Origin of the sequence: Rhizobium sp. 18065, from assembly GCF_902706095.1 — a bacterium.
GTDB lineage: Bacteria > Pseudomonadota > Alphaproteobacteria > Rhizobiales > Rhizobiaceae > Allorhizobium.
The window spans coordinates 12,673-36,776 of record NZ_CACSJP010000011.1 but is presented as its reverse complement, the minus strand read 5'-3'; the positions used below and the strand labels follow the sequence as shown (position 1 = coordinate 36,776).

General features: G+C 56.0%; 25 protein-coding genes. 5 read left to right on the top strand and 20 right to left on the bottom strand.

The features are described from left to right. Positions 1-103: 103 nt before the first annotated feature. The 3 genes from GVK95_RS20990 to GVK95_RS20980 form a co-directional block, all read right to left on the bottom strand. Entirely contained in the window at positions 104-1,948 is a 1,845-nt protein-coding gene (locus GVK95_RS20990) for an EAL domain-containing protein (RefSeq protein WP_244618847.1), read from the bottom strand. A gap of 221 nt (positions 1,949-2,169) precedes the next feature. Continuing rightward, positions 2,170-2,490: a metalloregulator ArsR/SmtB family transcription factor gene (locus GVK95_RS20985; protein WP_244618846.1), complete on the bottom strand. Its 321-nt coding sequence runs from the start codon at positions 2,488-2,490 to the stop codon at positions 2,170-2,172. Positions 2,491-2,635: 145 nt separating this feature from the next. Further along, a complete protein-coding gene (locus tag GVK95_RS20980; RefSeq protein WP_159952644.1) occupies positions 2,636-2,977 on the bottom strand; it encodes a WGR domain-containing protein in 342 nt (113 codons plus the stop codon). On the opposite strand from GVK95_RS20980, the gene GVK95_RS20975 reads away from it, so the two are divergent. Next, the gene (locus tag GVK95_RS20975; RefSeq protein ID WP_244618845.1) at positions 2,976-5,051 is read left to right on the top strand and encodes a HAMP domain-containing methyl-accepting chemotaxis protein; all 2,076 of its coding nucleotides are present in this window, start codon (positions 2,976-2,978) and stop codon (positions 5,049-5,051) included. The genes GVK95_RS20980 and GVK95_RS20975 overlap by 2 nt on opposite strands. Before the next feature lie 134 nt (positions 5,052-5,185). Here GVK95_RS20975 and GVK95_RS20970 read toward each other — a convergent pair whose 3' ends face one another. From GVK95_RS20970 to GVK95_RS20900, 14 genes are all read right to left on the bottom strand, one after another. After that, complete coding sequence (locus GVK95_RS20970) at positions 5,186-7,366, bottom strand: type IV secretory system conjugative DNA transfer family protein (protein WP_159952643.1); 2,181 nt, start codon at positions 7,364-7,366, stop codon at positions 5,186-5,188. Beyond that, positions 7,363-8,367 carry a P-type DNA transfer ATPase VirB11 gene (gene virB11, locus GVK95_RS20965; RefSeq protein WP_159952642.1) on the bottom strand — a complete coding sequence of 335 codons (1,005 nt, stop codon included), beginning with the start codon at positions 8,365-8,367 and terminating at the stop codon, positions 7,363-7,365. The genes GVK95_RS20970 and virB11 overlap by 4 nt, the downstream gene beginning before the upstream one ends. Next, positions 8,364-9,791, bottom strand: a complete 1,428-nt coding sequence (gene virB10, locus GVK95_RS20960; protein WP_159952641.1) for a type IV secretion system protein VirB10 — start codon at positions 9,789-9,791, stop codon at positions 8,364-8,366. Before virB10 ends, virB11 begins: the two co-directional genes overlap by 4 nt. Then, a complete protein-coding gene (locus GVK95_RS20955; protein ID WP_159952640.1) occupies positions 9,791-10,591 on the bottom strand; it encodes a TrbG/VirB9 family P-type conjugative transfer protein in 801 nt (266 codons plus the stop codon). The genes virB10 and GVK95_RS20955 overlap by 1 nt, the downstream gene beginning before the upstream one ends. Next, on the bottom strand, positions 10,591-11,307 hold the full coding sequence (locus tag GVK95_RS20950; RefSeq protein WP_159952639.1) for a type IV secretion system protein: 717 nt from the start codon (positions 11,305-11,307) through the stop codon (positions 10,591-10,593). The genes GVK95_RS20955 and GVK95_RS20950 overlap by 1 nt, the downstream gene beginning before the upstream one ends. A gap of 323 nt (positions 11,308-11,630) precedes the next feature. After that, positions 11,631-12,011 (bottom strand): hypothetical protein, encoded by a 381-nt coding sequence (locus GVK95_RS20940; RefSeq protein WP_159952638.1) that lies wholly within the window; start codon positions 12,009-12,011, stop codon positions 11,631-11,633. A gap of 28 nt (positions 12,012-12,039) precedes the next feature. Further along, on the bottom strand, positions 12,040-12,270 hold the full coding sequence (locus tag GVK95_RS20935; protein ID WP_159952637.1) for a hypothetical protein: 231 nt from the start codon (positions 12,268-12,270) through the stop codon (positions 12,040-12,042). Positions 12,271-12,326: 56 nt separating this feature from the next. Continuing rightward, entirely contained in the window at positions 12,327-13,349 is a 1,023-nt protein-coding gene (locus tag GVK95_RS20930) for a type IV secretion system protein (protein WP_159952636.1), read from the bottom strand. A 191-nt stretch (positions 13,350-13,540) separates the two neighbouring features. Beyond that, the gene (locus GVK95_RS20925) at positions 13,541-14,260 is read right to left on the bottom strand and encodes a type IV secretion system protein (RefSeq protein WP_159952635.1); all 720 of its coding nucleotides are present in this window, start codon (positions 14,258-14,260) and stop codon (positions 13,541-13,543) included. An 11-nt stretch (positions 14,261-14,271) separates the two neighbouring features. Next, a complete protein-coding gene (locus GVK95_RS20920) occupies positions 14,272-15,441 on the bottom strand; it encodes a transglycosylase SLT domain-containing protein (RefSeq protein ID WP_159952634.1) in 1,170 nt (389 codons plus the stop codon). Further along, entirely contained in the window at positions 15,434-17,842 is a 2,409-nt protein-coding gene (locus GVK95_RS20915; RefSeq protein ID WP_159952633.1) for a VirB4 family type IV secretion/conjugal transfer ATPase, read from the bottom strand. The genes GVK95_RS20920 and GVK95_RS20915 overlap by 8 nt, the downstream gene beginning before the upstream one ends. Continuing rightward, entirely contained in the window at positions 17,839-18,129 is a 291-nt protein-coding gene (locus GVK95_RS20910) for a VirB3 family type IV secretion system protein (RefSeq protein WP_159952632.1), read from the bottom strand. Before GVK95_RS20910 ends, GVK95_RS20915 begins: the two co-directional genes overlap by 4 nt. Then, complete coding sequence (locus tag GVK95_RS20905) at positions 18,129-18,455, bottom strand: TrbC/VirB2 family protein (RefSeq protein ID WP_159952631.1); 327 nt, start codon at positions 18,453-18,455, stop codon at positions 18,129-18,131. The genes GVK95_RS20910 and GVK95_RS20905 overlap by 1 nt, the downstream gene beginning before the upstream one ends. A 68-nt stretch (positions 18,456-18,523) precedes the next feature. Next, the gene (locus tag GVK95_RS20900) at positions 18,524-18,991 is read right to left on the bottom strand and encodes a lytic transglycosylase domain-containing protein (RefSeq protein WP_159952630.1); all 468 of its coding nucleotides are present in this window, start codon (positions 18,989-18,991) and stop codon (positions 18,524-18,526) included. 181 nt (positions 18,992-19,172) lie between these two features. Here GVK95_RS20900 and GVK95_RS20895 point away from each other — a divergent pair, with 181 nt between their 5' ends. From GVK95_RS20895 to GVK95_RS20885, 3 genes are all read left to right on the top strand, one after another. After that, the gene (locus tag GVK95_RS20895) at positions 19,173-19,778 is read left to right on the top strand and encodes a hypothetical protein (RefSeq protein WP_159952629.1); all 606 of its coding nucleotides are present in this window, start codon (positions 19,173-19,175) and stop codon (positions 19,776-19,778) included. Positions 19,779-19,795: 17 nt separating this feature from the next. Further along, positions 19,796-20,293: a thermonuclease family protein gene (locus tag GVK95_RS20890; RefSeq protein ID WP_159952628.1), complete on the top strand. Its 498-nt coding sequence runs from the start codon at positions 19,796-19,798 to the stop codon at positions 20,291-20,293. Between the two features lie 282 nt (positions 20,294-20,575). Continuing rightward, positions 20,576-21,379, top strand: coding sequence for a hypothetical protein (locus GVK95_RS20885; protein ID WP_159952627.1), 804 nt, complete (start codon positions 20,576-20,578; stop codon positions 21,377-21,379). A gap of 109 nt (positions 21,380-21,488) precedes the next feature. Here GVK95_RS20885 and GVK95_RS20880 read toward each other — a convergent pair whose 3' ends face one another. From GVK95_RS20880 to GVK95_RS20870, 3 genes are read right to left on the bottom strand one after another with little or no spacing between them, the layout of a single operon-like run. Then, complete coding sequence (locus tag GVK95_RS20880; RefSeq protein WP_159952626.1) at positions 21,489-21,932, bottom strand: hypothetical protein; 444 nt, start codon at positions 21,930-21,932, stop codon at positions 21,489-21,491. Next, positions 21,929-22,240 (bottom strand): helix-turn-helix transcriptional regulator, encoded by a 312-nt coding sequence (locus GVK95_RS20875; RefSeq protein ID WP_159952625.1) that lies wholly within the window; start codon positions 22,238-22,240, stop codon positions 21,929-21,931. Before GVK95_RS20875 ends, GVK95_RS20880 begins: the two co-directional genes overlap by 4 nt. Positions 22,241-22,273: 33 nt before the next feature. Continuing rightward, complete coding sequence (locus GVK95_RS20870) at positions 22,274-22,570, bottom strand: helix-turn-helix transcriptional regulator (protein WP_159952624.1); 297 nt, start codon at positions 22,568-22,570, stop codon at positions 22,274-22,276. Positions 22,571-23,160: 590 nt separating this feature from the next. Between GVK95_RS20870 and GVK95_RS20865 the strand changes: the two genes are divergently transcribed. Further along, positions 23,161-23,481: a single-stranded DNA-binding protein gene (locus tag GVK95_RS20865; protein ID WP_159952623.1), complete on the top strand. Its 321-nt coding sequence runs from the start codon at positions 23,161-23,163 to the stop codon at positions 23,479-23,481. Positions 23,482-24,104: the final 623 nt, after the last annotated feature.

The window sequence follows — 24,104 nt, the reverse complement described above, 5'->3', positions numbered from 1 at the left end:
ACAAATGCCCCCGCCAAGAGGTGGGGGCAGTCGCTCAAAAGCGATAACCGCGGAGACGGCTCGTCAAGGCATGACGGATCCGTTTGTCGGTGCGAATGCGCCCTCAGGACGTTGCCCTGCGTGCTATCTGGCCGGGAGCCTCGATTTTTGCAGCTGGCCGCCCAAAATAATAGCCTTGCACGTGGTCGCAGCCCATTTCCGTCAGGGCGGCGGTCTCTTCGGCGCTTTCAACGCCCTCCACAATGCAGCCGAGACCCATATCGCGTGCCAGCGCGAGCATCGATTTGACAATCTTGTAGCTCGCCGGTTTGCGATGCAGATCGCTGACGAAACTCCGGTCGATCTTGATTTTGGTCAGCGGCAATGAATGAAGCTGGCTGAGGCTGGAGAAACCGGTTCCAAAATCGTCGAGCGAAATACCGCAGCCCAGGTCCCTCAGCATGCGAGCATAGAGATGAACCCGCTCGATGTCCTGCAAAATGGATGTCTCGGTAATCTCCAAGTCAATCCGGGCAGGAGAAACGCCGCTGTCGTTAATGGTCGCGATGAGGCGCAAAACACCTTCCGAAGAGGTCAGGTCCTTGGCGGAAAGATTGAATGAAATCCGAATGTCGTCGTCCCATATGGCCGCATTCGCCAAGGCCTTTTGCAGCAATATGGGCGTCATTTGCTGGACGAGGTCGCAGCGCTCTGCCACCGGAATGAACTGCGCAGGTGAGACTATACCAAACTCCGCGCTGTGCCACCGTGCAAGAGCCTCATAGGCAACAATCTGCCGGCTTCGAAGACTGAAAATCGGTTGAAAGACGACCTGCAGCTCGTGCTCAAGATCAGCCCGCGTCAACGCCTGTTGAATATCGGCGTCCCGACGCAGTTCTTCCTCATGCCGACTTGTGAAGACGACGGCCTGCCCACGTCGGTTTCGTTTGCTGTGATAGAGGGCGTAGTCAGCCTTCTCGTAGAGTTTCATCGCATCGCCGTCGTGTTCGGGAAATGTCGCGATCCCCATTGACCCTGCGATCTGAACCATATGACCATTTGGGAGAGCAAAGGACTCACGCAGGCGCGCGCATACGAGATTACCGAATCCAAGGAGCTCGTGCTGTTCGCGCCCCCGCAGGATCAGGGCAAATTCATCACCGCCAAGCCGGGCAACGAAGATCGACTTGCACAGCGCGCCAAGCCTGTCGCCGACGGCGATCAGGAGCTCATCGCCAACGACATGTCCATATGTGTCGTTGACGGGCTTGAAGCCGTCGAGGTCCACAACGGCCACGGCGAGTCCATCGCCGTTCGTCGTCGCGGTCGCGAATGCTTCCACGAGTTCGGAAAAGAACCGGCGTCGGTTCGGCAGGTTCGTTAGCGGGTCGAGATTTGCCAAGCGATGGTTTTCGATCCGCGCCCGAACCATATCCGTAAAGTCGCGATAATAGATCAGCAGCATGATCAGCATGGTGACCGAGACCAAAGCGATGTTTGCTGCCGTCGCGATAAAAACCGGTTCCCCGGACGTGGCAAAAAAAGCGATGAAGCCAATGTTAACAATCAGGGCGACAATGAACGCTGCCGACCGAAGGTGCATCAGACAAAATATGCAACCGACGACCGTTATGGCCATATAGAAAGCGACATGTGCCTGTTGCAATGGTCCGCCATAGGGAAATAGCGATATCGACCAGGTTGTGAAGGCGATCGCAATCACAGCGGCCAGCCTGTTGGTCCTGTTCAATGCCCGGGCGACATGATCGTCCGTGGTCGATTTCCCTCGCGAACGCCACCAGCTCGCAATCCGGAATACGCAGACCGCAGTCAGCACCATTGGAAAATAGATACTGAGCTCGATCGGTGCAGAGGAATAAACACTGCCACACAGAATCCAGGTATTCGTCAGAAGGATGAAATACATCAGCGGGATCTGCTTGGAAAATGCGCGGTACTGTGCCTGCATGAGCTCAGGTTGCCCACGTGGGACAGAGAAGAATTCCCGGAGGAAACGGAAAGCTGCTATCATTGGCTCTGGACACTCCGACAAATGTTTCTTGCCGTGTCATTCGGCCGATTTCGCAGGCTCATTCTGCGATGAGGTTCCTTCCTATATATTGGACGGCTTAATTAAAGGAAACCTTACCGACCGATGACATTATACTCGGTGTTCCGAATTGACCGGGATCAAAAATCCGTGCGCTCGGCGGCTCGCTCTTCGCTGAAAATATCTTGCAGCGCCTCCAGCACTTCAACGGCTGCCGGCGATGAAAGAGTGTAGTAAATCGTCTGCATATGGCGACGGGTGCTGACGATATTCGACGCCCGCAGGATCGCCAGATGCTGGGAGAGCGCGGACTGGCTAAGCGATAGGGAACTGGAAAGCTCACCGACTGAAGCCTCTTTCCTCCAGATCTTCTCGACAATCCGCAAGCGATAGGGATTTGCCAAACACCTGACGAGATCTGCCGCCAACGCCAGGTGCTGCGGATTATCTTGAAGTTTCAATCTGATTCGCATTTTTCCGGTCGTTGGGTAAGCCTCGGTGATCCCCTCAGATGAGCATTAGATTGTGATTATATTAGGAGCGGCGCAATTTTCGCCTCGGACTGAGCCAGTTCGTGCCGAGAATGTCGTTTAAGCTTGTCGTCGATCAGCCGTCGGCATTCGCATGCACAGGTTGGCCGTTCCCGGCCGCATCAAGCGATCGACTTCTCAAAGTCCATGGTTCCCTGGAACTGAGCGGGTTCACGTGCCGGGGCTTATATCCGCGGCCACGTTTTTCTTTGAGTAGCTCAAGGAACAGTCGCAAGGCTTGCTTTTCGGTGTCGAAATGATGAACGCGGACATGTCCGATCGTCCCGATCCCACCCCATCTTCTCACCAGCAGGGACATTCCATGTATCGATGGCTCTATTGCCAGCTCGTAATAGCGGGCGATCCTTCTTTCCGGATCAACGCGTTCGACATGGATATGATAGCTGTGGGTGCCCATGTCCGAAGATTCGGGCAAAATCGACCAATCGTCCAACGACAATTATGAATCGAAGAACACCCTGGGATTCACGGCATTGATCGATTCCGAGCGATTTTTCTCTGCCGATGTTCTCAGATTTCAAACACGTTTTACCCATTTTTCATACAAAGAACCTAACGTGTGTTTACCAATTTGTTCGTGTAAGCATATCGAGGATCACATGAGATTGAAGATCTCCCAACTTATGATCGTATTTGGCGCTATCGTTACCATGGGTCTCTTGGCGTCGGTGGGCTTTCAGACCTTTATTCTCGACAAAGTTGCTGTGAACGGTCCTCTCTATACTGAAATCGTCGATGGGAAAGATATCGTTGCGGATGTTCTCCCGCCTCCGCTTTTCCTGGTCGAAAGCTATATGCTCGCCAATGAGGCGACGCTGGCGCCAGCATTGATCGACGACAATTTGAGCCAGATCAGTGTTCTTCGCACCGCCTATGCCGAGCGGCGCAATTACTGGAAAACACGCGTCATCCCCAACGAGATCCGCAGGAAGCTGGAACAGGACGTGCTTGGCAAAGCAGATGCCTACTGGGAGGACTTCGACCTGAAATTTCTTCCAGCGGCGCGCGTGAAGGATCGTGCAGCGATGGAACTGGCGATGGCGTCATTGAATCGCGACTTTCATATTCATCGTGAGGCCGTTGTCGAATTGGTGTCTTCTGTGACCATCTACATGGGAGAACGCGAAAGTGCCGCGTCGTCGGAGATCTCGTCCGGCAAGATATTCGCTCTGGGTGGGAGCCTGGCGTCATGCCTTCTTTTCCTGGCTGGCCTTTTTATGTTGAAGCGCCGCGCAATTTCACCCGTGGTTCGCATGACCAATCTGATGACGGAAATGGCAGGCGGAAATCTCTCATCACACATTCCCTATGGCGATCGGTCGGACGAAATTGGCGCGATGGCCAAGGCTCTGCTCGTTTTCCAGAGTTCGGCGAAGGAAAACCGCCAGCTACAGCTGGATATCGGCGAGGCACGGGATCTCAACGATGCCCAGTCGCGCGAACGCCAGCTGCTTGCTGAAACTGACGCCAGAAGCCTTCAAAGAGCAATCGAGGGCCTCGGCGCAGGGCTTGAACGCCTTTCGCAATGCAATATCAGGATGACGCTGGACGAGCCATTCGACGGACGGCTCGACGATTTGAGACAGGATTTCAACCGCTCGATCGCGACTTTTCAGGAAACGCTTTCACTCGTCTTGGAAGAAACTCAACGCCTGGACGAGAAGAGCCAGGAAATGAAACAGACCTCGAACAGTTTGGCCCAGCGCACCGAGCAGCAGGCAGCTGCCCTCGAACAGACATCCGCAGCCCTCGTTCAAATCGCCGCAACGGTCCAGTCGTCCAGCGAGCGGACGCATGAAACGCGCCGTCTCGTTCAAAGCGCCCGCGCGTCCGCCAGCGCTTCGGCCGGGATCGTCGGTGAAACCATATCGGCGATGCAGCGGATCGAGAATGCTTCAAGCCAGATCAATCAGATCATCGGCGTCATCGACCAGATTGCCTTCCAGACGAACCTTCTTGCTCTCAACGCCGGCGTCGAGGCAGCGCGTGCAGGAGATGCCGGCAAGGGTTTTGCTGTGGTGGCAATGGAAGTCCGCGAACTTGCGCAGCGCTCGGCGACGGCGGCACGCGAGATTAAGCAGCTCATCACCCATTCCGGCACGGAAGTCAGCGAAGGTGTCAGGCTTGTCGGAGAGACAGGCCGAGCCCTCAATGAAATCCAGAGCTTTGTGAGATCCATCGACGAGAACGTCGACGCGATCGCTACGGCATCAACAGAGCAGTCGTCGGGCCTGCAGGAAATCACATCGGCTGTGAACGATCTCGATCAGATGACGCAACACAATGCCTCAATGGTCAATCATACGACAGCTATCAGCAATGCGCTGGCTGCGGGCGCAGCCACACTCGCTGATCTCGTCAGACGTTTTCAGCTGAACAGGCGCGCCGCCAGGAGGGAGCCCGGTTCCGTCGCGGCGAGCCGCACGGCCGCTGACCGGCGCAATGCGCCCGCAATCGCAAGAGCCGCGTAACGAAAGCGATATTGGCGAAGCGGGCATGTCAGGAATTCTGGCGTGCCCGCCCGAGCTCATCGTGTTCGCTACCTCGAATTTGTCGATTCGGATCTGAATCAGCCTCGCCTGTAAGGTCAAGCGTATGGGCAGGTTCAACTCTCTGCGAACGCTGCCAACACCTCACGCCCGGTTTCCTCGACGACCTCGCTCTTGCGAGCTTCAGCTTCAAAAACAGCCCGTATCTTTGATAACGAGGCCTCTGCTTGCGCCCGCATATCAGCGGTTCGACGGACCGCAGCCTTGAAATCCGGAACCTTGGTTTTTGTCTCTTTTTTTGCCCGTGGAGGCGAACGCTTCTTTCTCGGCTTTGAAGGCATGGTTGGGCCTTCTTGTCCCGCTGCATCGTCTGCGGTCGGACGGGCGGGAACGGCGCTTTCCACCGCTTCGGCGTGATTTTCCACTTGTGGCGTCACCGGCAATGCCGACCTGAAACGTGCACCTGGCACGACAGTATTGCTTCGCACATTCCGCGTGATCGGCGCTGTGTCCGTGCTGATCAGTTCGATGGTCTCGCCACCACGCTCCTGCTCCATGGCGACCGCGGACGGACGCACACGCGATTGCATCGGCCGCCAGGCGAGCTTGGCGAGTGTCTTATCGGCGTAGTAGAAGTTTCGCACCCCCAGAATGGGCTGCTGGTTCCTCAGTTTGATGATGCATCGCGTCTCGTCCATCGACCCGAGTTCGTCCGGCCGCATCAATGGCCGCATAGCCGTCCGGTGAGACATGGTTGCGCCTTTTCGATCAAACAAGGTGACCCCGATCGAAACCGCCTTGTCGACGGTGATTTCCTTTCGGTCGCCGAGCAACTGCGAGACGTAACGCTGATCCTCCGGATCCTGCGCGCCGAGGAATATCTGAGCGCGCGCGCTGTTGACCAATGTCTGCCGTCCCTCACGGGTATAGACATTGTCAATCGATCGCAATGATTGAACAAAAAACCAGCATGGAATGCCGTATCCACCAAGCACTGTGGCGACCGTGAGGGCGTTCTCGAGTTTTCCAAGATTCTGAAACTCGTCCAGCAGGACGAGCACGCGTCGTTCGCCGCGCTTCATCATGTTACGCGACATGTAGTCCATGAACTGCAGCATAAGCACGTTGAAGATCGGCCCGATGGAGGCGATCTGCTGGATCCGGAAATCCAGATACAGGCTCAGGTTTTCGCGACGCATGGCGCGGATATCGAAGGTCGATTTGCTGGTGGCCCGCAAGATCCGATTGTTCTTGAAAGGCCTAACGGCCGCGGCGAGTGTGCCGTAAATCCCGTCAAACTGCTTGTCGGCCATGACCGCGAAACGCGCGATAGTCGTATAGGTAAAGGAGCTTATCCATGCCGCCCGCACTTCAGGATTGGCGACCTCGGTCAGCCAGGACCGCAGCGGCTTGTCTCCGCCTTCGACGACATTCAAAACTGTGCCAAGATTGCGGTCGGCGTCATCGATATCGGGATTTTCCAGGACCCAGGATGTCACGCCTGCAAACAGCGCCCGCGCGTCGGCGATCCAGTAGCTGTCGCCCTTGGGAGTCGGCAGCAGGGCGGTGGCGATAGAGTTGATGTCGATATCGCGCTGATCCGCATCGATCGCCACAAAATCCAGCGGATTATAGCATTCTGTGTCGCCCGCCTCATCGGCCGGAGAAAAGCGCAGAACCCGGGAAAAGGAAGACCTGTGGCCAGCCGTCGCCTCATAGGTTTCACCGCGCATGTCGAGAACGACGATACTATCCGGCCAAAGCAAGCAGTTCGGCACGATGAGGGACGCGCCCTTGCCCGAACGCGGCGGGCCGATGACGAACCCGCCGACATCGTCGCCATCGATCCAGAGCTTTTTTCCACCCAACAACTGAGGCTTGAACCATTTCCGTTTGCCGGATCCCCGCTGGGTAAAGCCTCCGGGGACTTTCATCAGACTACCGCCGATCCGGCCGACAAAGACACCGCCCGGCTTGGCCAGACCCAGGGCTCTCGCCTCCAACGGATTGAGAAAGCGGGCGTCGGTCGATCTCTTCTTGCCGGTCAGTGCCGTGAGGAGAACGCCAAAAGCGGCGATAACACCAGCACCAGCGGCAATGCCTGGGCGGAGCCACTGCTTTGCCGACACATCGAGCCTGGCCATCTTATAAGAAGCGAGAAGATCGCCCTGCAGCGCCTGGAACATGAAAAATGATCCGTCGAATGCATAATAAGTTCCGGCATAGGCAAGTGACGCGACCAGCAGGCCCATCGCGATCGCGACCGCGATGCCGAACACCATCAACGCCGCCTTCATAGGTCGTCTCCCTTCGTGAACACAATTTCGGAAACCACCCGCCGACCATCGGTCGCGCGGGCGAGCTGCACGACGATCGGGATGACCTCCTTGAGGTAGTCGATAATCTCATGCTTTCCCAAGGACACACCGCTTTGCATCACCATCAGCGCAAGCCGCTCGTAGGCAGAACGAGCCGAGTTGGCGTGAACGGTGGTCAACGATCCCGGGTGACCAGTATTGATGGCCTGCAGAAAGGAGAAGGCTTCCGCGCCGCGAAGCTCGCCGAGAAGCAATCTGTCCGGGCGCATACGAAGCGAGGCCTCCAGCAGATCCTGCGCGCTGACCTTGGCCCTGCCCTGATCTCCTTTGGAGGCAAGCAGCGCCACGGTATTGTGCGTCATCGGCTTGAGTTCGCGCGTATCCTCAATCGTGATGATGCGCTCCTGCTCCGGTATCTCCTTGAGCAAGGCATTCAAAAATGTGGTCTTGCCTGTCGAAGTACCCCCGGAGACGAGGATCGAAATACGCGATTGTACCGCGTGCCTGAGAAAGGAAAGGACGTCGAGCCCCTCCCCTATCATTGCCGACAGCTCATCCTCGGCCGGGTTCAGCGCTAGCCGGCGACCCGATCGGGTTTCGGAAAATGCCCCTTCCGCTTTGTATGCCGCGAGGTCGACGTCGTGGATGACCTGTTTGCGGATGGAGATTGAACCGCCGTCGGGGGCGGCGGGCGGAAGCACGCATTGAAACCGTTCGCCAGACGGAAGAGAGGCCGACAGGATGGGTTTCTCGTCGTTGACGACCTGATTGCTGGCGCCGGCAACGCGCTCACTGAGATTGCGGATCCACTCCGCCGTGAGGCGCTCGTCGTCGACACGCTCCATGCTTCCCGAACCGATCCGTTCAACGAAAACGTGCCCCGGCTTATTGACGGAAATCTCGGAGACTTTGCCGTCGTTCAGGAACGGTCGAAGTCGTTCCAGCGCCTTTTCCAGGAATGGAAATGGACGACTGCTCATTTGTAGACCGGTGCTTCGGGATAATATGGCGTCGGGTCGATCTCGCGTCGTACCTGGCCGCCGTTCTTCAGCCGTTTCATTTCCTGTCGAACCGGGTCGGCGTAAAAAGCGGAGAAGTCCAGATCGCGTCGAAGGAAAACGATCATCGGTTCGCCTTGGGCGATATAGATCGTCGGTGGAATCTTCGAGCTATCCTTGAAGGCTTCGTTGGCGATGTCCTGTAGGATCGAAGATGAGCGTTCCGCCGCAATGGCGCGAGCCTCGGACGCACTTCGACTTGGTTGGGTGGTTATCGTTGTGGTGATGCCAGTGACCGGGTCGGTCGTCGAAACCGACTGGGCGCTCGTAGCCGTATCGGCCTGACCGAGCGAAGCCACATATTCGGCGGCTCCGCCGATGACCGACAGCATGATGGCCGAGCCGAAGCGCTCCCAGAAATGTGTGTCGACGATACCGTCCATGCCGGCGCGGCCGAGCCGGTCAGCTCCCGGTGAAGCAATTTCGACAGAAAGACCATCGGAGCGGATGACCCGCGACCACACGACGAACACGCGTTTTTGACCGCGCGCGAGGCCGGACTTGTATTCGCCGACCAGACGCGAGCCCTTGGGAATAAGGATCCGCTGACCATCGAGAGAGCGGACATCCTCGCGAACCACCGCTCTGACCATGCCGGGAAGATCGGTGTTGACGGCGGTTTCAAGAAAGCCGCGGATGAGCGTCCCTTGCGGCACCAAGGCGTCGGTGCGGGTGAACTTGGTCGCCTTGACGATTCCTGCCGTCATCTTTTCGGATTGAGCAAGAAATGCCTTGTTGGCGTCTGATTCTGCGCCGGGGACTTGAATCAGTTGGCCGTCATCGGCAACGGTCACGTCCTGCGACGAATCCGACAAAGACTGTCTTGTCGTGCCATCCATGATGATTTGTTCGGAGCGCAACCGCTCCCAACGTGCCTTTTCCTCCGCTTCGCGCCGCTTGGCGTCTTCCTGCGCCCGACGTGCCGCCTCTTCCGACAAGCGTCGCGCCTCTTCCTGCCGCCGCCGTTCTTCTTCGGCGCGCAACTGGGCTTCCAGCAATGCCCGCTGTTTTTCGAGATCGACGCCCGGATCGACCTTCATATCGACATCTGACGCGGCGGCGGGCGTCTTTTCCTCCACCAGCGGAATCTTCACAAGATTGGGATCTGCCGCCTCTTTCGGTCGGCTTTCAGGGAAATCGGATATCGTTTCCTTGCTCGTCTCGAATGTTTCCGCCGTGCCATCGGTCATTTTCAGATCCGTGGAACTGGACGGCCAGTTCACATATGCCAGAACCCCTGCACCCGCGACGAGCAGCAGCGGCAAGGCAAGGCGTCCCATCTTGCCGGCATGCCGGCTCGCCACGGAGCTCTCGTTGTCGAGGCGGTCGAAGTCAATCTGGCTCATCACCTGCCATCCTTATGGGGGCTGACAGCATTGTCCTGTCCAACCCGTTTCGGACCGTAGAAGTCCTCTATAAGATCAAAAGACCGACGACCGGCCTGGCGATTGTAAAGGCACAGCCATTTGTCGCCTGTCCGCAAGGTGAACTGTGCGGCGACCTTGTCCACAACGACATATTTCCCTTGGGTCCGAAAATTGACGAGTGACTCCTGGCGTTTGTCTTCCACGACAAATATCGCGGGGATTTCGTCAGGAAATTCCAGATACATGTGCGTGCCATCGTCGAAAGCGACGCGCGGCTTCAGACTATTATCGCCACGGAAAACGTACTCGTAGTTCAGTCTGCTCGGATCAAGTCCCTTCAGCAAAGGATCCTTGGCGCTTTCTTCGGCAGCCGTCATCAATCGCGCATTGACGTCCTCATCGGGATAGCTGAAGCGGACCTGGAATGCCGCCTTGAGATCCGCCGCACCCGATCCTTTCAGAAGGAGCGAATATACACGCTGGTTGGTCACGATATTCACGTTCGTTTCCGCATTCTCGCGAAGCGGCTTCACAAACAGAATGCCCGATCCCTTCTTCGGTACGATTGACCAACTAGCGGTGTCCCCGGCCGAAATCGTTTCGATTACTTCCGAGCTGCCAAGCTGGATCATCGTCGATACGCCAAGCCCGGCGGGCACGGTGACCACCGCATTGTTGTTGAAGGTGATGTAGCGAATGCGGGGATCGGCAGCATTGACAGTCCCACCGAACGCGATGGCGGTAACGGCGACGATCACGAACTTTCGAAATTCCATCATCACTCAGCCCCGTCCAAAGGCAGAGTTTCCGGCAGCGATTCCTGGTCGCGTCGATATTCGACGACCTGGAAGCCGAGCGGATTGTCGAAACGGTACTCGTTCTTGAGCGGTGCGGTGGTGTAACGATAGCGTACGACTGCCACCCAATGCTCGCGGCGGATGGTGTTCTCTCGCCTGGTCTCGGTCGAGAAACGAACGGTCGCCGTCGCCTTATTGAGAAACGAAAGCGATTTTACGGTCACGCTGATGCGCGTGTCGCGGCCCAGCACCTTATCCTTCGACTTCGGATTCGAGGGTTCGAATTCCCGGCGAAGGTCCGCAGATGCCTGGGCAGTGGAATAGAGCTGCGCAAGATCATAGTTGTCCTTCAACTCACGTGGACTATATGTCTCCCTGGCGCGCAGATATCGGACAATGTTGGCTGTCGTGACAGCTTCGTCCTGTGCCAAATCGCCGGGCTTGAGCGCCCGGGCTATCTCGATAAAGCCTGTGGTCTTGTCGACCGACACGACATAGGGCTCGAATTGGTGCAAGGGCAGCAGCAGATTGAGAGCTGAAAGACTTGCGAGCGCGACGCCGCCCGATATGGCGGCAATGACCCACGCGATCTTTCTCGATCGGCGCTCCTTGCGATAAAGCTCGACTTCCCAGGAGGCCCCGGCCTGCCAATATTGCGAAAGGTCGGGTTTGGGGCCGGGCTCAACGGTATCGACCATGAATCGTCCTCATCAGTGATTTGGCACGCAGAAATTAGTTATAATTAATATTTTTCGCAAGCAAAAACCGCAGCGTGGCCGCTTCTACGTGACGCAGAGGGACATGCATTGGGGATATCTGGATACCGCGTCAGCTTCGATTGCGCAGCGCGGCGTCGATCTTTCGATCCGTCTTGAACTGACTGAGCGCGTAGACGGCCCAGATTGCCGCAGGAAGCCAGCCAATCAGCGTCACCTGAAGGAGAAGGCATATGATGCCGGCAATGGGACGCCCGATCGTGAAAATAACAGGAACGGCAAAAAAATCGCGATGATGAGCCGCATCATTTGCACCACTTCATCAAGGTCTTTTCGGTGAACCCATTGGAAAAGTTAAAGCTGCGATCGTCTTTGACCGCAATGTTCACGGTGTCTGCTTCGCCATCGGCTTCAGACGAGCCGGCCTCGATCCACAGCACGTTCAGACGATAGTCGGTCCCTCGGTTTGACACATTTTTAACTTTCCCGGTCGTTTTATTGGCCGAAAGCCCGTTTTTCTCAACAAAAATCAGCGTAGCCGCCGGTGCGTCGCAGCCTCCGTCCGCCGGGGCATACATGCCGACGCGCACTGGAACGATTTCACTCTTGGCTTGGATATCTGCGGCAGCAGGCGGCCCGAAAGAGAGAGCAGAAATAAGGCTCAGGACGATAATTCGGCTTTTCATAGTCCCTCCATACCTAAATCTCGAAAAATCACAGGAAGCCGTGAACGTAAGCCGCAGCGGTATTGTAAAGCTCGATGCAATACTCCGCGATCGGCTTGAAAAAGATAACTGCGACTATGAACAGGGAAAATCCTAATGTTCCTCCCTTGGCGTTCCTGGTAGATTTCTCTTGAATTTCCTTATTTACAAGTTCTGCCTGATACCAAGTCGCATGCTGCTTTCGCACATCCTGATATCGGTCACACTCGTCGTTCTGCATGAGGAAACCTCCTTGGCCATAAACTATATGTAATTCCACCAAGGAGAACTGCCAATCTAAAATTGTCCATTGCGCTCAGTTTCACGTTGGATCGCACGAGCTCTAGCTGATTGAACATCGCTGGATGTCCGTCTCCGGCCCAAGCCATCCGAGAGAATTTTTGCTCTTCCTGTGTATTGTCGCTTTGCTCGACCGTACGACTCCAGTCCCCCAGAATAAGCGGTATCACCTTGCCCAATTGGTGATCCGCCGACAATCGCCGCTGAAAACATAGGAATGAATCTAAAAACGACTATTCCAAGTAGGCAAACGATCACGAAGGGTGCCACGTAGGAGAGCTTACTTTCGGTGGCCGTGTTCGTGGCAGTGTTGATGGCCAACTCGATCAGCTGGTAGAGGAAGGCGAGAAACGTCATCATCAGCGTCTGCATAACCATCAAATTAGCCATAAGCGTTAGCCATCCATCGGTGAAACGGAACGTCCATCGATAGAGAGCGAGGATGATGAACACCGGCGCCAGTGCGAGGGTGATGAAAAGCATCAGCTTGGCGGCGAGAATGGCCGCCGCCGCGATCGCTATAAAGAGCATTGCAATCACGAACACGATAGCGCCGATCAGGGCCCCCACAAATTCGAATGTGCCTGTTGCCACCTGCTCGTAAACTTTGCCGGCCGTTTCGAAAACGGCGTCGAGGATACGCACGACACCGGTCGAGTCATCGCTGCCGCCATCCAGAATGCCCCCTGAGCCGGCAATCGCCTTGATGATCGTATCCGAGATCAGATTGGGCACAGTTTGAACCAGCTTGTAAATCGTCGTGGAAAATGCCGACCAGTTGGTCGCCATGAAATAGATGAAAAACGCGCGGCCGAGTTTCCAGGCCGCATCCGGCACCGAGAATCCTTCGCGGCCAGCGAGGATCATGTAACCCCACCAAACCACGTAGAGGGTCAGCATGGAACCGAAGACGACATTCACCTGTAGTGCGAGGCCCTCATAAGCATTGGAGATAAATGTTTCGCCGACGCTGTCGAGCTTCGCAAAAATATCCGAGATGATTGTCGTCGATGTGGCCATCTTCTCATTCCTGAAGGATCTGTTCGAAAACGGTATTTACCGGTGCCACCGGGCCACAAAGATCCTCGCTTTCGACAAATCCAGTTAAGGGCGGGCATGGTGCCTTTTTCTCACCCTTGGTCTGGCAGGCTCCCAGCATTGGCAACAGGACCAGTATTATCGCAGTGATGAGACGCCGCATCGTGATCCCCTCAGTCAAACGGATTGATATCTTTGTATTGCAGCATTTTTGCTGTTTCTGATTGCTGAGTCAGCCGCATCTGCATATCCGTATTAAGGGCAGAGACCGTGCCGTTCGATACACCGATCAGCTCGTTGATGGTGCGCGCGGTCTCCAGCTGCATCCGCGTGTTCGCGTCGACGGACCCTTTTACATCCTCCGCAGCACCAATCTGACCGCTGGCATTTTGCAGGGATTGCTGCCGCTGCGTGACAGCAGACGATGCCTGCTGGGTCAAGGCAGACAAGAGCGCCGCAGTGTTCACAGCACCGGAAAATGCGTTGTTCATCGCGCCGGCATCCTCACCCTCTATGATGCTCTTGACCTGTTTTACCAGCTGAAGCCCGTTGATCAGTGTCGCAGCTATATTCTGCGCATCGCCGCCAAGGCCGCCGAACGACAGCGTACCCCCATTCATGATGGAGCTGAACGATGGTGCAGAGGATATCGACATTCCGCCATCGAGCCCTGTGGAAGCAATGCCCATCGAGCCATCGCGCGAGCCAGACAAGGCCTTCAAAATGTCTTCCGTCTTTTTCAGAATGTCTGAATTGGTATTCATGATGTTGCCGGTGTTCTCGGCGTTTTTCTTCGCAATGGTCAGGTTGGCATTGTCGATGACCGGGACATCCGCACGGGCGACGGTCGAGGCCGCCGCCGCAAAGCCCACAGCGAACAAGAGCTTTCTCATCTACTTTCTCCTTATTCTGCCGCTTCTGCGGCCTGTTGGATTGCTTCAAGGCTGTTCTCGACACTCGAGTCGTTTCGCGACGCCGCAACCTCACTTTCGGTCCCGTCAGCATTGGTCGCAGCAAGAAGCGCACATTCTGGCCACTGCATTCGCGGCACGTTTGTGCGTTCCAGTATTATGGGATCGCAAGAGTAGGGGTTTTTTGACGAATCCGATTTTAGTGATTTGGATGCCACTGACATTGAGGAAAGCTTCATCTGCATCCGCGCCTGTATAAGCGTGTTTGCTAGATTTGTGACCGAGATCAGATTGTTGAGCAATTCCGCATTGACCGCCCGGGCCTGTGTGTTGTCGTCCCAGGCATCCTGGTAAATCTCCGAGGCTCCGACCGTGGAAGTGAGAGCGGAAACGCGATTGTTGGCTTCCTGTATTCTGGCAGTGCTGGTGTCTATACCCGTGACGCTCGTGTTGACCGCATCCACCGCTGCGTTGGTAGAATTGCGGGTCGCGTTGGATCCATAGTCAACCGACGTCTTGAACGTTGGAGAAGGAATGTCGGCAATGTTGGAGCCGCCGGCATATGCGTTGAACCAATTGTGGTTGCGAGCCACTTTGCCCGCCCAGTTGGCTTGTTCCGTTGCCGTCGATCCATTGTACCAGGACGCGAGGCAGGCGTAGTCAGTCGATCCGCATTTAGCTACACCCAGGCCGAGATATTTGACGCCTCCCTCGATATTCTCTTCATTGATATCGCGATCAAAACCCATGCTGGAGCCTGTTCGCTTCGTCAACTGCATGACGCCGTTCACGCCAGTGGGGGAACCTGAGCAGGTCGAAATCCCCGATTCGGCGTGAGCTACGGCAAGTGCCAGTCCGGTAGGCACGTTGTATTTTTCTGCATAATGCTTGATCAGCTCGACGTTTTCCGCGTCTTCCTCAACCGCCTGCGCCGGCGACCGGAAAAGCCTCCGGTTCTTCTCCTTCTTGGAGATATTGCAGCTCGTCACCGCTTGCTCTTCCAATTGGTCGATTTGCGTCTCCTTGTCGGCCGCCGAATGATCTTCGTCATCTGCGCGTTTGCCTTTGACATCGTCATCGATGACGGGAACATCGGCCCAGGCAGGCTGGCACAAGCCCATAGTCAAGACGGAAAGCGTTACAAACTTCAGGCTCCTAAGCATGTCGAAGGTCTCCTCCCCAACCGCAGAAGTGCGGGAGCCAGGCTCCGGGTTCTTCGCCATATGTCTGGCGTAGCGCCTCGCATTCCCGCACAGTTTCCGGCCTGCCGGATAGAACCTTGACGAGGTCCGGCATTGCCGAAAGATCGAGACGAGCGATGATTGAATCGCTCGCATGCTTGATCAGAAAAGTCCGATTTGCCTTGTCGGCCTGTTTGACGAAACGGAACTCCTTTTCGGAGAGGCCGAATGCTCGACGATAGCTTTCCTCGTCCGCCGACGCGTTCGGAAAGAAGATGTTCGTCATTGTCTGTTCGATGATGGTATTGCGCAGCTCGGAGCGCACGACATCGGCGGCGGACTGTGTGCCGAAGCCTACAATTCCGTTGAGTTTGCGGATGGTTTTTAGCCAATCCTTGATGAAGCCGGAGAAGACCTCGTCGTCGAGCAGCCGCCAGCCTTCATCGAGGAAGATCATTGATGGCCTGCCGTCGAGTATCTCCTGAATGCGATGAAACATGTAAAGTAGAGCCGCGGTCCGAGTCCGCTTGTCGGACAGGACCTCAGTCATGTCGAAACCGATGATGGCGTTGGTGAAATCGAGCCGATCGGAAGGATTGTTGAAGAGCCAGCCCTTGTCGCCGGACGTCCATTCCTTCAAACGATCTGAAAGGTCGCCTATGCCTGATCGCATCCGTCCCTTCAATGTTTCCTCAAGCATGTCCAAGCGGCGCTCGGAGCGCTCGAAGTCATTGTAGATGCCATCGACGGCATCCGAGATGATCGCATTTTCCTCCACCGTCAAAACGCGATCCGGTGGCGTGACGAGATAGGAGACCAGCGTCTTGCCAAAAACCCGATTGGCCGGAGTGTCTTCCAGTTGCAGCGGTGCAAAGCCGGTTGGCTCTCCCGGCGACAGCCGTTCGTACCTCCCGCCCATGGCGCGCACGAAGATTTCCCCTCCCCTATCCTTGTCGATAAAGACGCATCGCGGACGTGGCTGTACCCGCATGCCCTGGGCAAGCAGGAAAGAGAGAGCAACAGTTTTCCCCGAGCCCGTCGGGCCGATAACGGTAAAGTTCCCCACGTCGTCTTCGTGAAAGTTGAAATAATATGCGGTTTGGCTGGTCGTTTCGAGAAGAGAAACCGGCGTGCGCCAATGGAGCTTGTCGATTTGGCCGGAGGGGAAATTGTGGGCGGAAAACAAGCCAGCGAAGTTGACCGAGGAAATCAGGCCCTGCCTGGCGATATAGGCAAAATTCGATGGCAGCTGGGCCCACCAGCATGCCTCCTGGTTAAGATCTTCGCGAACGGCGACGACGCCCATTCTCGCAAGTTCCGCTGTAACGTCGGCGACCGCTCTGTTCAGGTTTGGAAGATCCCGGGAAAAAACGGCGAGTGTCATATGATGCTTGCCGAAAAGCACTTCTCCGGATGCCAGACGGTCGCGTGCAGATTCGATGTCGTCTTCGGCCGTCGTGCCACCGTCGTCGGAGTTGGCTATCTGCCGGGCGATTGTCGAAATCGCTTCCGTCACCGTGGTCCGATCCTCGGGGGCGAAGGAATGCGTGACAATGAACTCGTGCGGGAGGCGTAGCAGGCCATCAAGCTGGCCCGGTGTCGTCATCGGCGGATATTCCTTGATGGACACCATTGCGGCTAACTTTGATTGTGTGCCGTCCGCGGACCAGACCTCCAATGCCTTGCGACCGAATGTAATCCTGCCCGTACCGACGTATTCGGAAAGTGACATCCGCGGCAGCGGCATGCGTCGTTCGTCTCCCCCCGCCAGGATTTTTGCAAAGAACTCCGCAGGTTCGGAATAAATCCCACCCTGGCGCTCGACGCAGCGAAGCACTTCGGGGCGATAGCTGCGAAAATCTCCCGCAATGCCGGCCACCATATCGCTGAGATCGCGCAACGCATCCGTCCGTGCCTCGACTTGGCTGTCAGCCATCTTGAGACGCTCCAGCACGCGATCGACCTTGCCGACACGACCGGTCATCGGCCGGCGGATGACCGTAATATACAGCTCGTTGATGAACATGGTCCGGTTCTTGAGGCCGTCCATGTAGCGGGCGTTGAGCTCATCGGCGAAGGCGTTTTCAAAGTCGCCGGCGATTTCCGGCGCGATCCGGCGCCGGATGATGGTGGCGTAGAGCGCAAAGCGGGACGAACCCAGCGAGCGGACCGTTGTGTTGCGATTTGCCAGACGGGCATTGATTTCCGCCTGGTCCATGGTTTGATACGGCAGGCCGGATAGGCGAATGACACTCAGAAGCAGCCCCGACTTCGTAGCGACAGTCTGTTGGTCCACATGGCGTAGATACGGAACATGTACTCCGATCCCTAGTTCGCCGCGTCTTTCCCTGCCGAATTTCAGATCCCGGTTGACGATATTCATGGGCTGTAGCTCACTGCTCGCCAGAAACGACGATTCCTGATCGCTCGACGCGTTGCAAGGTAGACCTGGGCAACGCGGACGATGTGCACGTCACGCTGGCAGAGATAGACACCGACGAAATGGACCGGGAGAACAACCAGCGGTGCCAGGAAGTTGGAGGTGGCGATGAACAGGACGATCCCCACCAGGCCGTTGACCACGAACACGACGATATCGACGCCGAAATACATGGGGGGCCGGGTCAACGGCAGGATCAGCGGTTCGACATCAGGGACGTCGTCACTCATCATACGCCTGCCGACGATTTCATTGCATCGACCAGTTCGGCGGCGCCGAAGATGATGGCAATACCGATGATGATCGAGAAGGCCATCTGCCAGGCCATACGTCCGGATAAGAAGAGGAAGCCAAGAAAGCAAACGGCAATAATCGCAACCGAGCGAGCCACGCTGCCCTGCAGGACCCCGACAAACCAATCCAGGATGCCCTCGACCGGAGCCGCCGACTGCGCGAACGCGAGATCTGGCGCCAATGCCACGACCGATACGGTCAATAACGTCAAAGCGATCCCGTGTCCGTTGCGAGTGAACATTGATGTGGACGGTTTTGTCATGATGCAACTCGTTCCTTGTCTATGGGCAATTGGCTTGTGGATAGGCAGCGCCGGCGCCGCCATGGCTTTCACTCCGCGCTCCAGACATGTGCGTCGCGCCATGGCGAGTGTTCGGGAACGACCGACGCTGTCGTAGTATCTTCATCGTTATGGCTTGGCTGGTGAGCCTCGAGCTTCGCCGTGAGCTTCCATCGGTTCATGACCTTGACGATGTAGTTTGCAGTCTCGGTGAACTCCGGGACGCCGCCCCTTTCGTAGACCCTTGCCGGTCCGGCGTTATAGGCCGCCAGCATGAGGAGCGGATCATCAAACTCGCTATAGAGCTTTTTGAGGTAGCGGATCCCGGCCTGAATATTCGATCGTGCGTCGCAGCGATCGGTCACGCCGTAATCGGCGGCCGTAGATGGCATCAGCTGCATGATGCCTTCTGCACCGGCATCGGAAATCTGATGCGATCCCATGCTGCTCTCAACGCTCGCAACGGCAAGCGCAAGGCTGCTGTCTAGGCCTTCTTCCTCGGCGATCGCCTTCACCATCTCGGCGACTTCGTTGGGTGGCACGGGTGCGCATGCAAACGCAGTCCCCGAGCACATCGCGTAAACGAGGAAGAGTGCTGGTACTTTCATCTGCGGTGTCCACGGTTGTTTCGACAGCAACAATTAATTACAACTAATTTTATTCGCTTATCCTGTCAATCAGCAATGGACGGTACACTCGATGGAGAAATTCAAACTCGTATTGGTCTTGCTCTCTACCGCTTTTTGGTGCGAAACACGCGCGCAGGAGGCGCCAAGTCCCTTCAGCGAACCGTCGATCGGTTACCTGCATCAGTTTGCGGGGGCATCGGAACGTGTTTTCATTTTCGAGCGATACGACGCGGAGGGAAAGCTTGTCGCCAGGGACGTGAAGGCTTTGACCGAGCCAGTCGTCATCGATGGCGCCAGCCGGCGCACTATCGGCGGATATGCAATTTCATTGCGGGGGCTTGTAGAGTGCCCGCAAAAGGAAGTCACCTACAACAGGAAGCAAAGGTGGGCCTGCGAGAAAGCCGCAGCTGACTACATGGGCGCGATCTATAATCGCCGGGCATCGGTCATTCTTTGCAAGACACTGGTTCTTCGCTCCTTGCGAAAGGAACCGGATCCATCGTCCTGCTTCGCCCTTGTCGGCGGTAAAAATTCCGACCCCCTCATGGTCGTCAACGACGATGATGCAATGGTCTTTCTGGGGTTGGCCAGTATCGGGAAGACAGACGGAGGCGCATCCAGACGGCCGGATCTCCTTCATTCTCAGAATCTGTCGGGATCGGATGTTCAGCCTTGACCCACCTTCGCCCCTGGATGGTCGCCATCCTCGCCAACATAATCCCCATTGGTCATCTGGCTGCAGAAGAGACGATTGCCTTTCCGTCTTCGGTCGAAATCGAGACCGGCGATACGTGGTCCTATCAGGGTCAGCGCTATCGCTTGTATGGCGTGCAGTCATGTTTGCGCGGCAGTGAGTTCGTTGCGGCTGACGGGGTCTCGTCCGATTGTGGTGCACGATCGATGGCGCCCCTCGCTGCATTATTGATGACGGAAACGGTTGCTTGCCAGCCTATCGGCAAGGCCAAAGATCAAGCGACATTCGTCGTCTGCGCCGCGAATCTCAATGGCAACAACATCGATGTTGGAACAGCGCTGATTTCGACCGGCAGCTCTTTCGCGGCGGTTTATCCGACCGGGGAGCCCGTCAGCAAAGCCTATCTCGTCGCAGAGATGACCGCCCGCTCCGGTAAGGCCGGGCTGTGGTCGGGGCGTTTCCAGCACCCTGTCCAGATGCTTCTCAATTCCCGTTAAGCGCAGGTTTGCAACGGGAAGTTCGCGCCGAAGAAATTAGTTGTATCTAATTACCGATCGGTCTTTACTCCGCAACTCAAAGTGAAGGAGAATCATATGCCCTAAAACCAAAAACCCGCCTCGAGAGGCGGGTGGCGAACCGAAGTTCGATGCAATGAAAAAACCGTAGCAAGTTTTTCATCGCACAAAAATGATCCAGTCGCAAGTCAATTCTTGCCACGGGAGACGTATGTCTTTGCCCCCGCCCCTCTCCAGCCACTCAATTTGATCGGAGAGAATTGGATGCTTACAAGCGAAATTGCGGCGCTGGGGCCGAACCTATTGGCGCGCCTTCTCAACGCCAGCAGTCAGGGACAAATAGACGAATACGCCAAGTCCGCCTGGGTGCTTCACGGTGAAGGCTTGCTTCTTGATCAGGAGATGGCCTATCTTGCGCCGGTAATTGAAAATTGCAGGCGTAGCCTCGCATCCAACGCCTGCAAATACATCGCGGCGTTGCAGTCTGCGCGTCAGACAACGCGCTTTGCGCCGCGCCAACGGCCCGTCATCCCCGACCGATGCCGGGCGGCGAGCTGGGCGCGTCGGCGAATGCTTGCGAAATCATGCCCGATCCCGTCTTGCATCGCCCGAGATTTTACGGTCAGCAAATTGGCGGTGTTGGCGATTGTCGCTGAGACTGTTTTGAGGTTTGGCAGATCCAACCTGTCACTTGCGGAACTCGCTGGGCGTGCGGGCGTGGGCTGCACGATTGCCAGATATGCATTGCGGGAAGCCGCTGAGTTGGGACTGATCACCGTCGTCGAAAATCGGCGGCGCGGCCAACGAAATTTGCCGAATACGATCCGCATCATCTCCAGCGCCTGGTGCAAATGGCTGGCAGTCTTTAAAAAAACCAGGTCGCAACGAGGTGAGGCGATCTCTTCCCCTCCCCCGGCGGACCCCCTCAAAAATCTGCGCCCCACGAATGATACATATACAATAGTCACAGCCTCCGCTTCGAGAAGCGGCGTTCTTGATGAACGACCGCGGCCAATGATCAAGGATTATCCTGAGAAAGAAGCGTTTCGACGAATCATCGCGACCTAAGGCCTCCTCGGCGTAACGCCAAAGCCAGAATTCCGGGGTGCTGATCGGGTCCGCGTTCCTTGGGATGATCTGTCACGTCTGGGGGAAGCCACCGTGCGTAACACTCATTTCATGACGGAAGGCAGGCAAGACTCTCTGTTTCCGTCAGGACTACCCCCGACTTCTGTTCAATCAGTGCGCCGATCCACGCCATGGAATACACCCTGCTGGCATCTACCGCAGTCAGCCAGATAACGGTGTTATCTTCCAGTTCGATTTTGACCTCGGCCTGTAGCGGACTGCCTGCAATGGTTTGAGCGAAATGTCTGCGGATCTTGATCGTTTTCCCAGCTATTGAGACGACACTCTTCTGGTAGTCCAATAGAACGGATGCGGTTTCGATGGCAGCGGCTGAACACTTCCCGTCGCGCTCGCAAAGCATTCGCGAGACAGCTCGGCACTCCCATGTGTATCCCGATGTCCACATCGGATTGCCAGATTGAGATTGTGCCTGAGGTGCGTTCAGGAACAAGAACAGAGACGCGCAGACGATCGATGAGCTTGCGCGCTTCATGGCGTACTCTCCCTGCAGGCGGAGGCGGTAACATGCTGCCCATCGTGATTATAATTGCCCACGAGGGTCTTGAGGCAAACATCGTCCGATCCAAGGCGATCGACGACGCGCGCGATTGTAAGAAGTGTTGGATTTGCCGCGCCTGTTCTCCATGCCATGTATGACGGTGGCGAAATCCCAAGGAATTTCGCAAAGGCTGTCTTGGTCAGGCCTTTTCTGATGCGCTCTTCTTCCAGAGCTTCGGCAAGTTGCTTCAGCAACGCCTGCGCCTGTCTGATCGAGCGCTCATCATCGGCTCGCCTACCCATATGCAGCCTCCTTGCATTGGGAATTAGGTATAACTAATCAGATTCAGGCGCAACCCTGGTTTTCTTGCTGCCTTCACGGGAGTGGCCGAAGAGAAGCTCGTGAACAGTGACGCTCAATGCATCAGAAATGCGGGTAATCATGTAGAGCGTCGGATTGGCAGTGCCATCGAGGAAAGTCAGGTAACTGGGGGCGGTAATGCCGCAAAATTTTGCGAATTCAACCTTTCCCATGCCACGCGCTTCGCGTTGCCGCTCCATGACGGTTGCCATGTTGCGGATCATCAAAACACCTAGCTCTGTTTCGACGCGTCTCTTCTTGTTTGTCATCATGGAATTATTTATAACTAACGGCAGAGCATTTCATATCGGAGTTGCCAATGCGACAGATCCCACGATTTCCAATGTTCATCTTCGTTTCCTCCATATCATTGATCATGCACGCTCACCACGGAATGGCAAGCGAATGGGGCTGCGAGGTCCTGCTATGCGCGGCTTCATCCAATCCCTCCTGGAGAGGTGTGCCTGCCTGCCACCCACCGATGACAAAGCTTATAGCCGCAATGCGCCGACCGGGATTTTCCTGGCCCACCTGCCCGGAGGGGGGCACGGATGTTCCCGGTTATGAGCAATACGGGGAGTGCCCGGCTGATTTTCGCGTCGGTTACAGTAATCGCGGCGACAGCGGTATCAACCGCGACCCGGATCTCTGCGTCAAGACAATCGACACTTGCAATGACGGGTTCAATCACTTCGGCCGTGAGAGCGATCGACAATGCATACAGACCATCACTCTCCCTCGACCGCATCGCCAGGAACCCTACTTTTTCGACATTAAGAATGACACATCCGGCCAGAGCGAACGCCACTGGTTCGAGTTGAACAGATAGCTGGCTTTTTAACGAAAAGAAAGGTGCATATCCATGCGCGCAATCAATCGCCATACCATCCTCGGTCATGTGGGCCAGATTATCCCCCTGAAGAATGTCCTTAAAGTCAACGTTGCCGCCAACCGGGACTGGCTGTCCGATGGCGAGCGGAAGACCGCTACGGACTGGGTTCAAATTACAGTCTTGGACAAAGCGCAAGCAGACTGGATTTCCAATAATGTCGTTGCCGGGGATGTGGTCTACGTCGAGTCGCGCGTTGCCAACACCAGCTACGAGCGGGACGGCGAACAGGTTTATAGCACGGATGTGATAGCGCTGTTGTTTAATCTTGTTTCCAAGAAGTCGAGCGATTAGTGATTTAGGACTCCAAAGAGATGGGTGCTCCTCAGCACCAGGCAATTGTCGATTGCGTCATTGTTGAAGCCCACAAACGGGCAGCGGCACCCGATTTCGGTTCGTGTCTCACTGCCCGGGATCCATCGGCACCTGGATCAGACAGAAACATGGCCGGATTTTGCCGGCTACGAAGCAAAAGATTTGCCCTTCCCTCTTCCGCCACCAAGCATTCTCTTGAACCTTTCTAAGGTGTTGGCAGGTGGCGTGGACGAAGAAAGAATTGTGGGCGTTTGCCCCAAGATGAACAAATTTCAATACTCAAGGTTGTTCCCGTCGTGGCTGTATTTGCCTAAATTCGCGGCTATGGGGGTTGAGCTGGATCAAGGCTCGGTCAAGACCTTTGCTCCGTCGGGATCAAGGTCCCTATCAATTCTGTTGTATTCCGCTCGGTCGATCCCAAGAGGCCGAGCGACTTGCCATTTCGCGTTGCGACACAGTGGCGGCTACATGAGGAAGCGAGTTAATGATCTTAGGACCATGGAAGACGCACTACCCAATAATAACGTTCAATAGTGATGGACTGTATACCCAAACGGTTTGGACAGCCCGCTTCTCCCTCGTCAATGAGCTAGGTCTACAGG